Here is a 13,407-nt window from a genome sequence, read left to right as displayed (position 1 = left end):
CGGGCCTCACTTCGCCTTCGCCACGGGCATCATGCCCTGCGGCCGCCACATCAGGATCACCACCATCAGCGCGATGGTTGAGACCAGCGCCAGCTTGGGCGCGAGGAAGGCGACGTAATTCTGCGTGAGCGCCACCAGCAGTGCGCCCAGGAAACACCCCTCCACCGAGCCGAGCCCGCCGATGATCACCACGATGAACACGGTCACCATCAGCTCGTTGCCCATGTGCGCGGTGATGAGCTGGGCGTAGAGCGCCCACATCACCCCGCCGAGCCCGGCCAGCGCCGAGCCTGCCATGAACACCCCGATGAACACCCGGTCGATGCGGTAGCCGAGCGCGCGCACCATCTCGCCGTTCTCCACGCCCGCGCGCACCAGCAGGCCGATGCGCGTGCGCGTGAGCACGAGGCGCATGGCGAGGAACAGCACGAGGCCGATGCCCACCGCCACCAGCCGGTATTTCTCGATCGCCGCCCCGAGGAAGGTGACCGCGCCCTTCAGCGCCTCCGGGCGCAGGATGTAGATCTCCTGCGGGCCCCAGATCACGTAGATCAGCTGCTCGGCCACGATGAGCCCACCCATGGTGACCAGGATTTGCTTGAGGTGCGCGCCGTAGACCGGCCGCACCACCACCCGCTCGAAGGCCCAGCCCATCGCCCCGGTGGCAAGCATCGCCCCGAGGATGGCCGCCCCCATCGCCGCGAGGTTTGCCGGTACCGAGCCCGCGGCGGCGAGCGGTGCCAGCCACAGCAGCACCGTGACGCCGACGAAGGCGCCCACCGAGATGAAGGCGCCATGGCCGAAATTGATCACGTCCATCAGCCCGAAGACGAGGGTCATGCCCGAGGCCATCACGAAGAGCATCATCCCCATGGCGAGCCCCGCCACGGTGAGCGTGAGCCAGGAGGAGACCGAGCCGATCAGCACGAAGCCCGCGAGGATGATCAGCGGCACCAGCAGTGCCGGCAGCCAGGGCGTGAGGCGCTGGCCCAGGCCCGCGCGGGTGAAGGTGGGGGCGTGTTCGGGGGCGGCGCTCATCCGTGGGCCTCCATGCTCAGGCCCATCAGGCGCTCCTGCAGGGCGGCGTCGGCGGCTAGCTCGGCCATGGGGCCGGCCCAGATGGTGCGGCCGTCGTCCATCACCACCGCATGGTCGCCGAGCGCGCGGGCGAGGGAGAAGTTCTGCTCCACCAGCAGGATGGAGGCGCCCTGCGCCTTGAGCTGCTTCAGGGCGCGCGCGAGGGTGGTGACGATGGCGGGGGCGAGGCCCTTGGAGGGCTCGTCGATGAGGTAGAGCCGGCGCTCCTCGATCACCGCGCGGCCCACCGAGAGCATCTGCTTCTGCCCGCCGGAGAGATTGCCCGCCGGCATGCCCCAGAAGGTGCGCAGGGGCGGGAAGGCGTCGAGCAGCCAGTCGAGCCGGGCGCTGTCGATCGGCCCGGAGACGGCGGCGAGGGTGAGGTTCTCCGCCACCGTGAGGTCGGAGAAGATGCCCATGTCCTCGGGCACGAACCCCACGCCGGCGCGGGCGATGCGCGGGGTGGGCAGGCGGGTGATGTCCTGCCCGCCGAGCAGGATGCGCCCGCGATGCGCCTGCCACAGGCCCATGACGGTGCGCAGCGTGGTGGTCTTGCCCACGCCGTTGCGCCCCAGCAGCATGGTGACCGAGCCCTCGGGCACCGAGAGGTCGACGCCTTGCAGGATGTGGTACTGGGCGATGTCGGCGTGCACGCCCTCGAGGGTGAGAATGTCAGACATCGGCGAGCTCCTGGCCGAGATAGGCTTCCTGCACCACGGCGGAGGCCATCACCTCGGCGGGCGGCCCGTCGGCGGCGAGTGCTCCGTTGTGCAGCACGATGATCCGGTCGGCGAGCGAGCGGATGACGCTGAGCTTGTGCTCCACCAGCAGGATGGTGTGGCCGCCCTCCGCCTTCAGCCGGGCGATGAGGTCGAGCACCACCGGCGCCTCGTCGACCGACATGCCGGCCGTGGGCTCGTCGAACATGAAGACGGACGGCTCGAGCGCGATGAGGAGGGCCACCTCCAGCTTGCGCTGGTCGCCATGGCTGAGGGCGGAGACCGGCTGGCCCGCGAGGCGGGTGAGCCGCACCTCCTCCAGCACCGCCTCGGCGCGCGCGGCGAGGCTGCGGTGCGCGGAGGCCATGGAGAGGAAGCGCATGCCGCGCCCGGCCTTCGCCTGCACCGCGAGGCGCACGTTCTCGAACACCGAGAGCGCGGGGAACAGGTTTGTGAGCTGGAAGGCCCGGCCGATGCCGCGCCGCGTGCGCTCGGAGGCGGGCAGGCGGGTGATGTCCTCGCCGCGCAGCAGCACGTTGCCCTCCGAGGCGGGAAGCTGGCCGGATATGATGTTGAAATAGGTGGTCTTTCCGGCGCCGTTCGGGCCCACGATGGCGGTGAGCTCACCGGGCATGAAGGCGCAGCTCACATGGTCCACCGCCACGTGGCCGCCGAAGCGGATGGTGAGGCCGCGGGTTTCGAGCACTGGGTCTGGCATGGGGTCGCTCCGCTGCGGGGAAAGCGGCGCCCGGGAGGCCGGCCCCCGGGCGCGCGGGCTCACTGGCCGTTGCGGATCGGGATGTCCATGTCCTGCGGCTTGATCTCCTCGACGAGCTCGGGGATCGCCCATTCCACCTCCGGGTCCACCTTGATGCGGAAGTGGTACATGCTCTGCATCGCCTGGTGGTCCTCCGGGCGGAAGCGCATCCAGCCCTTGGGCGTCTGCCATTCCATGCCCTCGAGCGTGGTGATCAGGGTGTCGGCGTCGGTGGAGGCCGCGCTCTCCTTCAGCGCCTCCACGATGGCGAGCCCGGCGGTCATGCCGCCGGCGGTGAAGAAATCCGGCGGGGTGCCGAAGCGGGCCATGTGCTCCTTCACCAGCCAGTCGTTCACCGGGTTCTTCGGGATGTCGTGGTAGTAGTAGGTGGCGCCCTCCATGCCGGGCACCTCCTTGTAGGCCTTCATCGCGGCGAGGATGTTGCCGCCCGTGGCGATCTCCACCCCGAAGCGCGAGGGGTCCATCGCCTGGATCTTGCCCATCGGGTTGTTCGCGCCGGCCCAGATGATGAACAGCTTCTTGTTGGCGGCCGGGTTGTCCTTCAGCGCGGTGAAGATGCGCTCGGCGGCGGCGGTGAAATCGGTGGTGTCCTGGGGCACGTATTCCTCGTGCACCAGCTTGGCGGGGGTCTTCTTCAGCGCCTCGGCGAAGGCCGCCACGCCGTCACGCCCGAAGGCATAGTCCTGCGCCAGGGTGGCGATGACCGTGTCCTCCTTGCCGAGGGCCACGGCATTTGCCACCGCGTCCTGGCTGGAGTTTCGCCCGGTGCGGAAGATGTAGCGGTTCCAGTTCTCGCCGGTGATCGAATCCGCCACCGCGGGCTCCACGATCAGGATGCGCTCGTATTCCTCGGCCACCGGCAGCATCGCCAGCGCCACGCCGGAGGAAACCGGGCCCACCGCGATGGCGGCATCGTCGTCGCCGTAAGCCTCCGCCAGCAGCGACTTGCCGAGGTCGGCCTTGAGCTGGGTGTCCTTCTCGATGACGACGAGCTTCTCGCCGTTCACCTCCATCGTGCCGTCGGTGGCATATTCCAGCCCCATCATCAGCCCGGTGTGCGACTGGGCGGCATAGGCTTCCAGCGGGCCGGTCTTGCCGTAGACATGGGCGATGGTGATGTCGGCCGCGGCCGGCATGGCGAAGAGCGTGGCGGCGGTGGCCGCAAGCGCGATACGTGACACGGTATCCCTCCCTGAGATGCCCCCCGCAGCGCCGGGGCGCACAGGGGGTTGATTTCCCTCAGAGAGTGTCCGCGATGCCGGCGCCGATCAAGGATTTTGGCGGGCAGGGCGGAAATGAAAACGCGGCGCCCCCGGGGGGAGCGCCGCGCGAAAGGCAAGGCAGGGAGGCGGCCGCGGCTCAGATGCCGAGGAACTTCTCGAGCCAGTGGATGTTGTAGTCGCCCTTGCGCACGTCGGGCTGCTCCAGCAGGGCCTCGAACAGCGGCTTGGTGGTGTCCACGCCGTCGACGACGAGCTCGGAGAGCGCGCGGTCGAGCCGGTGCAGGGCCGCCTCGCGGTCCGGCGCATGCACGATCAGCTTGGCGATCAGGCTGTCGTAGTAGGGCGGGATGCGGTAGCCGTCGTAGATGGCGCTGTCCATGCGCACGCCCAGGCCACCGGGGGCGTGGAACGTGGTGATCTGCCCCGGGCAGGGGCGGAAATCGGGCAGGCGCTCGGCGTTGATTCGGCACTCGATGGCATGACCGCGCGGGATGAGATCCTCCTGGCGGAAGCTCATCTCCTCGCCGGCGGCGACACGGATCTGCTCGGCCACGAGGTCGACACCGTAGACAGCCTCGGTCACCGGGTGCTCCACCTGCAGGCGGGTGTTCATCTCGATGAAGAAGAACTCGCCGTTCTCGTAGAGGAACTCGATGGTGCCGGCGCCGATGTAGTTCATCTCGGCAATGGCCTTGGCGCAGGTCTCGCCGATGCGCGCCCGGGTCTCGGCGTCGATCACCGGGGAGGGGCTCTCCTCGAGCACCTTCTGGTGGCGGCGCTGCAGCGAGCAGTCGCGCTCGCCCAGGTGCACCGCGCGGCCCTTGCCGTCACCGAAGACCTGCACCTCGATGTGCCGGGGCAGGGTGAGGTACTTCTCCATGTAGACCGCGTCGTCGCCGAAGGCGGCCTTCGACTCGGAGCGGGCGGTGCGGTAGGCGTTCTCGAGGTCGGCCGCGGTGCGCGCCACCTTCATGCCGCGCCCGCCACCGCCGGCGGCGGCCTTGATCAGCACCGGGTAGCCCATCTCGTCGGCGACGGCCTTGGCCTCCTCGTAGGAGGCAAGGCCACCCTCGGAGCCGGGAACGCAGGGGACGCCGAGCCGGCGCATGGTCTCCTTCGCGGCGATCTTGTCGCCCATCACCGCGATATGCTCGGAGCGCGGGCCGATGAAGGTGATGCCGTGATCCTCGAGGATCTGGGCAAAGTTCTGGTTTTCCGAGAGGAACCCGTAGCCGGGGTGCACCGCATCCGCGCCGGTGATCTCGCAGGCCGAGATGATGGCGGGGATGTTGAGGTAGCTCTGCGCGCCCGCGGGCGGGCCCACGCAGATGCTCTCGTCCGCGAGGCGGACATGCATGGCGTCGGCATCGGCGGTGGAATGGACGGCCACCGTCTTGATGCCCATCTCGCGCGCGGCGCGGTGGACGCGCAGCGCGATCTCCCCGCGGTTGGCGATCAGGATCTTGTTGAACATCTGGGCCGTCCGCTCACTCGACGATCATCAGCGGCGTGCCGTATTCGACCGGCGCGCCATCGTCGACGAGGATGCGTTTCACGGTGCCGGCGCGGGGCGCCGGGATCTGGTTCATCGTCTTCATCGCCTCGACGATCAGCAGGGTCTGGCCCTCCTGCACCTGGTCGCCCACCTTGGCGTAGGGCGTGGCGCCCGGCTCGGGCTGCAGGTAGACGGTGCCGACCATCGGCGAGGTGATGGCGCCCGGGTGCTGGGCCGGGTCTTCCGGCGCCGGGGTGGCCGGGGCGGCGGCGGCGGCCGGCGCGGGGGCGGCCATCGGCGCGGGGGCGTAGCTCTGCACCGGGGCGGGCGCCGCGGGCGCGGCGGCCATCTGGCGGGCGACGCGGACGTTGAGCGTGTCATCCTCGCCGAATTCGCGCTTCACCTCGATCTCGGAGAGATCGCTCTCGCGCAGCAGATCCGCCAGAGCGCGGATGAAGGCGACGTCGTGTTCGTATTTGTTGCCCATGTGTACCTCGGTGCCCTTCGCGACTGGCGGTGCTCCCGCCCGCTTTGCAGCCGCTTATACGCAAGCGTGAAAAGAGATTAAAGCGTGGATCTGAGGGGGGTGCGGAACGCTGCCGCCGCGGCGCGGGCCCCCGGGCGGGGGCCGCGCGGCCGGGGCGGGGCCGCCCGTGCTCAGTCCTGCAGGCTGCGCGCCTCGTCGATGGCCTGGGCCATCTCTTCGTAGGGCAGGTAGCCGCGCACCAGCTTCTCGCCGATGACGAAGGTCGGCGTGCCGCCGATCTGCAGCGCCTGCGCGAGGTCGTGGTTGGCCTGGATGCGCCGATTCACCTCGTCGCTCTCCATCTCGGCGTGCATCTTCTCCACGTCGACCCCGGCGCGCTCGGCCAGCCGGTCGATCGTGGTCTCGGTGAGCGGGCCACCGAACTCCATCATCGCGTTGGAGAAGTCGAGGTAGACCTCCTCGTCGCCCTGCAGCTGGGCGGCGATGGCCGCGCGCGAGGCGAGCAGGCTGTCGGGGCCGAGGATGGGGAATTCCTTGCGGATGAAGCGGATGTCGCCATCCTCGGCCACCAGCTTGAGGATGTCGTCATGCGCGCGCTTGCAGTAGCCGCAGCGGTAGTCGAAGAACTCCACCAGCGTGAGCGTGCCCTCGGGGTTGCCGTCGACATTGGAGAAGCCGTCGTCGAAGAGCGCGGTCGCGTTGTCGCGCACCATGGTCTGCTCGGCGGTGGCGGAGGCGGCCTTGCGGCGTTTCTCCAGCTCCTGGATCGCCTCGTAGATCACTTCCGGATTGTCGAGCAGATAGGCCCGGATCTCCGCCCTGAGCGCGTCGCGGTCGAGGCCGGGCACACCGGTCTGCGCGCCGCTGTCCTGGGCGGCGGCGGGCAGGGTGGCCACCGGCAGCGCCGTGAGGCCGAGGGCAAGGGCCATGAGCCCGGATCTGATCATCTGCTGCATCTCCTATCTGGTCTTTTCCATGCGCTCGGCGACGAGGATGAGGTCCTGTGCCTTCAGCCAGCCCGGGCTGCCCTCGGGCAGCACGGCGGCGGCGTGGCGCGCATGGCGGATCACGTCCTTGTAGTCGGTCCGTAGCGCGTAGCGCTCGGCGGTTGCAAGGGCTGCCAGCCCCTCCTGGCCGTCGCGGGCATAGGCGAGCGCGAGGTCGCGCAGCGCCACGCCGTTGGCGGGGTCGTCGCGCGTGGCCTTCTTGAGGATGGTGAGCGCCTCGTCGTTGTTGCCCGCGCCGTCGAGCGCGATGAGCGCATGGGCGAGCGAGGCGGCGATCAGCGGCTCGCCCGGCGCCGCGGCGGAGGCGCGGCGGTAGAAGGGGATCGCCTCGGCCACCCGGCCGCTCTCGAGCAGGATCTGCGCCTTGAGCTCGAGGTAGAACGGGTCGGCCGGGCGCAGGGCGAGCAGCTTGTCCATCGCCTGCATCGCGCCCGTGGGGTCGGGCAGGCGGTGCAGGGCCACGGCGCGGCGGATGAGGGTGAACTCGTCATCCCCCCGGGGCAGGTGCTCGAGCACGGTCTCGGGGCGCTTGGTGAAACCCTCGAGCTTGGCGCGCATCCGCTCCACCCAGTAGGCGAGGTCGGGGTCGTCGGGTTTGTCGTTGTAGGGCGAGCTGTCGATGCGCCGCTCGGCGAGCAGCATGCGGTCGACGCTCATCGGGTGGGTGAGGGCGTAGGGGTCGACATTGGGGCCCATCATCTGTTCCTGGCCGCGCAGCAGGTCGAGCACTTCCTTCATGCCCTCGGGGTTGATGCCGGCGCGCTCCATGTAGGTGAGGCCGGCCTGGTCGGCGCTGGCCTCCTCGCCGCGCGAATACTGCAGGAAGGAGCGGTTCACCACCGAATGCGTGCCGGTGAAGATCGCGCCCGCGGCATCGGCGCTGCCGGCCACGCCGGCGGCGATGGCGAGCAGCGCGCCGAGGGCGAGCGCCCCGGTGGTGTTCTCCGCCTCCACCCCGCGGCGGGCGAGATGGCCGCCGTTGATATGGCCCAGCTCGTGCGCCAGCACCGCCTGGATCTGCCGCGCGCGGGTGAGGCGCATCAGCATGCCGGTGTTGATGAAGATGTTGCGCCCGCCGGCCACGAAGGCGTTCAGGCTGTTGTCGCCGATGATGTAGAGCTTGATCGAGGAGGGCGAGACGCCACCGCCCTGGAACACCGGTTCGGCCAGCCGGTCGAGCGTGCGCTCGATCTCGGCATCGCGGATCAGGCTCTGCGCCGCGGCCGAGACGCCGGAGGCCGCGAGCACGGCACAGGCCGCCACCACGCGCAGCAGGGCGCGCGCCGGGGTGCGGCGGCGGCGGGGCGCCGGGGCGGTGCCGGCGGCGGTAACGCTGTCGATTGACCTCACCTCGTTCTCCCCACAAGTTGGGCGCGCTTCCCGGCGCGAGGTCCGCGAGGGTCTCCGCCCCTGCCGGAAGCAGTCAGATAAGGACCCAATCCCATGCGATTTTCAACCCGTGGTGCCGTCGATCCCTTTATCGTGATGGACGTGATGGAGGCTGCCCGCCTGAAGGAACTCGCGGGCGGCGACGTCATCCACATGGAGGTCGGCCAGCCCGCCACGCCCGCTCCGCGCCTCGCGCGCGAGGCGCTCGTGGCGGCGATGGAGCGCGAGGCGCTCGGCTACACGGTGGCGCTCGGCCTGCCGGCCCTGCGCGCGCGCATCTCCCGCCTCTACCGCGACTGGTACGGGCTCGACGTGGCCCCGGAGCGCATCGTGGTCACCTCCGGCTCCTCCGCGGGCTTCCTGCTCGCCTTCCTCGCGCTGTTCGACGCGGGCGACCGCGTGGCGATCGGCGACCCGGGCTACCCGAGCTACCGCAACATCCTGCGCGGGCTCGACCTCGAGCCGGTCTCCATCGCCACCGAGGCCTCGACCCGCTTCCAGCCCGCGCCGGTGCATCTCGAGAACACCGACCTGCAGGGCCTGCTCGTGGCCTCGCCCGCCAACCCCACCGGCACCATGCTGGGCCGGGCCGAGCTGCAGGCGCTCTCCGACGCCTGCAGGCGCGCCGACATCGCCTTCATCTCCGACGAGATCTACCACGGCATCCAGTTCGACGGCCGCCGCCCGGTGACCGCGCTGGAGGTGACCGACGAGGTCTTCGTCATCAACTCCTTCTCGAAGTACTTCTCGATGACCGGCTGGCGCATCGGCTGGATGGTGGTGCCCGAGAGCCACGTGCGCATGGTCGAGCGGCTGGCGCAGAACTTCTTCATCTGCGCCCCGCACGCGAGCCAGGTCGCAGCCCTCGGCGCGCTCGACGCGGCGGAGGAGTGCGAGGCCCATCTCGCGGTCTACGCGAAGAACCGCGAGATCCTGCTCAACGAGCTGCCCGCCGCCGGCTTCACGCGCCTCGCGCCCTGCGACGGGGCCTTCTACCTCTACGCCGATCTCTCCGAGCTCACCGACGACAGCCAGGCCTTCACCGCCGCGATGCTGGCCGAGGCCGGCGTGGCCGCCACGCCGGGGCTCGACTTCGACCCGGTGCGCGGCAACCGCACCATGCGCTTCAGCTTCGCCCGCTCGACCGCCGACATGGTCGAGGCCGCCCGCCGGCTGAAGACCTGGATGGCCGGGCGCTGAGCCCGGGGGGCCGTTCTCCGGGCGGTCGCGCCGGAGCCGCCCGGCAGGTCGGAGCAGCCCGCCCGTGCCCCGCTACCGGCGCCTGGAGTGCCACGGGCGGCGGGGACAGCCGGAGGGGGATGGTTTCCCGCCCCGACAGTGGCCGAAGCGCCGGCCTTCCGCAGGCGGCACGTGCGGCGCGGATGGGTCCGCCGGCCAGTGGTCCCGGGCCCTCGGGCATCCATCCGACAGGCAGATCGGCTCCGGTGCCGCCTCCGGCCCGTGGCCGATGGTGACGTTCGTCGCGCCGCAGTGGTGATCGCTGATCTCCGGGGGGCGGCCCTTGCCCGCCATCGGCCGAAGCGGCCGGGGGGCAGGAGGAGGCTCCTCAGGCGGAAGGTGGCGCCGTGCCTGCCGCGGCATGCCGTCCGGCGCCGGGCGCGGCAAACGGAAGGTCGGAACGCAAGACGCCCGCCCCCTCGCAGGGGCGGGCGTTCATGCTTTCAGCGCGTGAGCGCCGGTGTCAGCGGTTGGCAGACCACCAGCCGCGACGGCGCGGCTTGGGCGCCTCGTCGGTCGGTTCGGCCTCGGCCGGGGCCTCGGCGACGGTTTCGGCCTCGGGCGCGGGCTCGGCCTCAGGTGCCGTGTCTGCCGCGGCGGCCTCCGGCTGCGGTTCTGCCGGGGCCTCGGGCTGCGCAAGGGGGGGCTGCGGGGCCTCGGACGCTTCTGCCGCCGGTGCCGCTTCGGCCTCCGGTGCCTTCGTTTCCGGTGCCGCCTCAGCCGCGGCGGCTTCCGCCTCCGGCTTCGGCTCGGCCGCGGCGGCCTCGGCTTCCGCCTCGGCGGCGGCCTTGGCGGAGCGGCTGGGGCGCTTGCGGGCGCGCGGCTTGCGGGCCGGGGCCTCGGCCTTGTCCTCCGGCACCTCGATGGCGGTGCTCTCGCCCTCGGTGGATCCGGCAGGGGCTTCCTCGCCGATCACCTCGAGCGCGTCGGACGCGGCCTCCTTCTTCGCCGCCGGCTTGCGCCGGGTACGCGGCTTGCGGGCGGGCTTTGCGGGCTTCGCCTCCTCCGTCGCGGCCTCGGCCGGCTCGGAGGTCACCTCGGGCGCCGTGGTCGCCTCGGCTGCAACCGGCTCGGCAGGAGCCTCCGCGGCTGCTGCCTCGGCGGGCTCGGCCGGTGCTTTCGCGGCCGGGGCCTCGACGGGCTCCGCCTCGGCGGCGCGGGCCTCCTCGGGCCGGGCCTCCGGGGTCTCGTCGGGGTCGGTCCCGGCATCGTCGTCCTGGCCGGACTGGCGGGCGTCGCGCGCTTCGCCGTCCCGGCTCTCGCCGTCACGCCCCTCGCCGTTGCCGCCGCGGCGGCGCCGGCGGCGGCGCTTCTTGCGCGGTGCGCCGGTGTCGTCGGCGGAGGCGGGGCCGCGGGGCTCTTCCTCCTCGCGGGCCGGGGCCGGGGCGGGTGCGGTCTCGATCTCGATCTCCACCGCCGCTTCGGCCTCGTCATACTCGTCCATGTAGGTGTCGACGGTGACCGGGGCGCTGGTGCCGCCGAGGCCGATCACCCGGCTCGCCACCTTGAAGCGCTCGATGCGGTAATCCGGGCTGATCAGCGCCGGGTCGCTCTCGATGCGCACGGAGAGGCCGTAGCGCTGCTCGACGCGCAGGATCGCGTCGCGCTTCTGGTTCATCAGATAGTTGGCCACCGAAACCGGGGCGGAGACCAGCACTTCCTTGGAGCGGGCGCGCACGCCCTCTTCCTCGATTTCGCGCAGGATGGTGAGCGCCATCGACTCGCCCGAGCGGATGAGCCCGGTGCCGTGGCAATGCGGGCAGGGGGCGGTGGTCGCCTCCAGCATGCCGGGGCGCAGGCGCTGGCGGCTCATCTCCATCAGCCCGAAGGCGGAGATCTTGCCGATCTGGATGCGGGCGCGGTCCGACTTCAGCCGCTCCTTCATCCGCTTCTCGACCGCGGTGTTGTTGCGCCGCTCGTCCATGTCGATGAAGTCGATCACGATCAGCCCGGCGAGGTCGCGCAGGCGCAGCTGGCGGGCGACCTCGTCAGCCGCCTCGAGGTTGGTCTTGAGCGCGGTTTCCTCGATGGAGTGCTCGCGGGTGGCGCGGCCGGAGTTCACGTCGATGGCGACCAGCGCCTCGGTGACGCCGATCACGATGTAGCCGCCCGACTTGAGCTGCACGATCGGGTTGAACATCGAGGCGAGGTAGCTCTCCACCTGGTAGCGGGAGTAGAGCGGGATCGGCTCGTTGTAGGGCTTCACGTTGCGCGCGTGGGACGGCATGAGCATCTTCATGTAGTCCCGGGCCTCGCGGAAGCCCTCGGCGCCCTCGACGAGCACCTCGTCGATGTCCTTGGAGTAGAGATCGCGGATCGAGCGCTTGATGAGGCTGCCTTCCTCGTAGATCAGCGTCGGCGCGATGGAGCGCAGGGTGAGCTCGCGCACCTGGTCCCACTGGCGCATCAGGTACTCGTAGTCGCGCTTGATCTCGGACTTGGTGCGCTCGGAGCCCGCGGTGCGGATGATCAGGCCGGCGCCGGTCGGCACCTCGAGCTCGGAGGCGATCTCCTTGAGCTTCTTGCGGTCCGCCGCGTTGGTGATCTTGCGGGAAATGCCGCCGCCGCGCGCGGTGTTGGGCATCAGCACGCAGTAGCGGCCGGGCAGCGAGAGATAGGTGGTGAGCGCCGCACCCTTGTTGCCGCGCTCCTCCTTGACGACCTGCACCAGCAGGATCTGCCGCACCTTGATCACTTCCTGGATCTTGTAGCGGCGCATGGCGCGGCGGGGGCGGATCTCCTCGGCGACGTCATCGGCGCCGACGGATTCGATCTCCTCCTCCTCGTCGGAGCCCTCGTCTTCGCCGGAGCGGGCTTCCTCGCGGGGCTGCTTCGCGCGTGGCTCCTCGGTCACGACATCGTCGTCATCCGCGCCCGCGCTCTCGGCGATGGAGGAGGGGCCTTTCTTCGGCGCGTCCTCGTCCGGGGTGTCCTCGGGGGTGTCCTCGGCGGCCTCGGCGGTGTCGGCGTTGAGTGCCGGCTCGGCGGCGTCGGGCTCGGCCTCCGCCACGGTCTCGGCGGGCACGGTGTCGGTGCTCTCGGTCGCGACGGAGGGCACACCCTCCTCGCCACCGACCTCGACGGCCTCCGGAATGGCATCGGCGGCGGCGGAGGGGGTGTCCTCGCTCACCACGGCGTCGAGCGCGGGCGGGGCCTCCGCCTCCGGCTCGGCGGCGACGGTGTCTTCCGCGCCAATGTCCGCGACGGCGTCTGCCGCGACGGTGGCATCGACACCGGCGGCCGGGGCGTCGGCCACGGATGCGTTCTCCGCCGGGGCGGGCGCGATGGCGGCTTCTTCCGCCGCCTGCGGCAGCTCGGGCTCGACGCTCTCGGCGGCGGCGATCACGCCTTCCTCGCCGCGGGTGTCGACGGCCTCGGGCATGTCCTCGGCGGCGACGGCGGGGGTGTCCTCGCTCAGCACCGCGTCGAGGGGAGCGGCATCGCTCTCGTCCGACGTGGTCTCGGCGTCATCGGCGCGCTGCTCGGCATCGCCGCCGCGCTTGCGGCTGCGGCTGGAGCGACGGCGCTTCTTCACCGGCTTGCGCTCTTCCTCCTCGGCCTCCTCGGAGGCGTTGCGGGCCTCCTCGGCCAGCAGGGCCTCGCGGTCCGCGACGGGGATCTGGTAATAGTCGGGGTGGATCTCGGCGAAGGCGAGGAAACCGTGGCGGTTTCCGCCGTAGTCCACGAAGGCGGCCTGCAGCGAGGGTTCGACCCGGGTTACTTTCGCCAGGTAGATGTTGCCTGCGAGCTGCCTCTTGTTGATTGATTCAAAGTCGAATTCCTCGACCTTGTTGCCTTCGACCACGACCACCCGGGTTTCCTCCGGGTGGGTGGCGTCTATGAGCATCTTCTGAGCCATTGTGTCCTTCTCGCACAGGTTCGTGCAGCCGCCGGGTTTCCCCGGCGGGCGTCGACCGGTGTGTATGTTCGGGCGAAAGGGCGCGCGCAGCAGCGTCGAAGGGGGGCACTGTGGCGCCGCCAGCGATCTTCTGT

10 protein-coding genes are annotated in these 13,407 nt (G+C 70.8%); 1 reads left to right on the top strand and 9 read right to left on the bottom strand.

What is annotated here, in order from left to right; genetic code table 11:
- Positions 1 to 6 precede the first annotated feature (6 nt).
- The 8 genes from D3P35_RS01595 to D3P35_RS01560 form a co-directional block, all read right to left on the bottom strand.
- Complete coding sequence (locus D3P35_RS01595; protein WP_118132693.1) at positions 7 to 1,038, bottom strand: branched-chain amino acid ABC transporter permease; 1,032 nt, start codon at positions 1,036 to 1,038, stop codon at positions 7 to 9.
- Positions 1,035 to 1,757 (bottom strand): ABC transporter ATP-binding protein, encoded by a 723-nt coding sequence (locus tag D3P35_RS01590; RefSeq protein ID WP_118132692.1) that lies wholly within the window; start codon positions 1,755 to 1,757, stop codon positions 1,035 to 1,037. Before D3P35_RS01590 ends, D3P35_RS01595 begins: the two co-directional genes overlap by 4 nt.
- The gene (locus D3P35_RS01585) at positions 1,750 to 2,514 is read right to left on the bottom strand and encodes an ABC transporter ATP-binding protein (protein WP_118132691.1); all 765 of its coding nucleotides are present in this window, start codon (positions 2,512 to 2,514) and stop codon (positions 1,750 to 1,752) included. Before D3P35_RS01585 ends, D3P35_RS01590 begins: the two co-directional genes overlap by 8 nt.
- A 59-nt stretch (positions 2,515 to 2,573) precedes the next feature.
- Positions 2,574 to 3,710, bottom strand: a complete 1,137-nt coding sequence (locus D3P35_RS01580; RefSeq protein ID WP_118132796.1) for a substrate-binding domain-containing protein — start codon at positions 3,708 to 3,710, stop codon at positions 2,574 to 2,576.
- A gap of 223 nt (positions 3,711 to 3,933) precedes the next feature.
- The gene (gene accC, locus D3P35_RS01575) at positions 3,934 to 5,271 is read right to left on the bottom strand and encodes an acetyl-CoA carboxylase biotin carboxylase subunit (protein WP_118132690.1); all 1,338 of its coding nucleotides are present in this window, start codon (positions 5,269 to 5,271) and stop codon (positions 3,934 to 3,936) included.
- Between the two features lie 13 nt (positions 5,272 to 5,284).
- Positions 5,285 to 5,779 carry an acetyl-CoA carboxylase biotin carboxyl carrier protein gene (gene accB / locus D3P35_RS01570; RefSeq protein WP_118132689.1) on the bottom strand — a complete coding sequence of 165 codons (495 nt, stop codon included), beginning with the start codon at positions 5,777 to 5,779 and terminating at the stop codon, positions 5,285 to 5,287.
- Positions 5,780 to 5,949: 170 nt separating this feature from the next.
- Complete coding sequence (locus D3P35_RS01565) at positions 5,950 to 6,726, bottom strand: DsbA family protein (protein WP_232830327.1); 777 nt, start codon at positions 6,724 to 6,726, stop codon at positions 5,950 to 5,952.
- Positions 6,727 to 6,738: 12 nt separating this feature from the next.
- Entirely contained in the window at positions 6,739 to 8,136 is a 1,398-nt protein-coding gene (locus D3P35_RS01560) for a M48 family metalloprotease (RefSeq protein WP_157981998.1), read from the bottom strand.
- A gap of 93 nt (positions 8,137 to 8,229) precedes the next feature.
- Between D3P35_RS01560 and D3P35_RS01555 the strand changes: the two genes are divergently transcribed.
- Positions 8,230 to 9,375 carry a pyridoxal phosphate-dependent aminotransferase gene (locus tag D3P35_RS01555; protein ID WP_118132686.1) on the top strand — a complete coding sequence of 382 codons (1,146 nt, stop codon included), beginning with the start codon at positions 8,230 to 8,232 and terminating at the stop codon, positions 9,373 to 9,375.
- Between the two features lie 502 nt (positions 9,376 to 9,877).
- Here the strand turns inward: D3P35_RS01555 and D3P35_RS01550 are convergent.
- Positions 9,878 to 13,273 (bottom strand): ribonuclease E/G, encoded by a 3,396-nt coding sequence (locus D3P35_RS01550; RefSeq protein ID WP_118132685.1) that lies wholly within the window; start codon positions 13,271 to 13,273, stop codon positions 9,878 to 9,880.
- Positions 13,274 to 13,407: the final 134 nt, after the last annotated feature.

It is taken from the genome of Oceanicella sp. SM1341 (assembly GCF_003448965.1).
GTDB lineage: Bacteria > Pseudomonadota > Alphaproteobacteria > Rhodobacterales > Rhodobacteraceae > Paroceanicella.
Note: the sequence above shows the minus strand (reverse complement) of the source record. Positions and strands in the feature narration are given on the sequence as shown.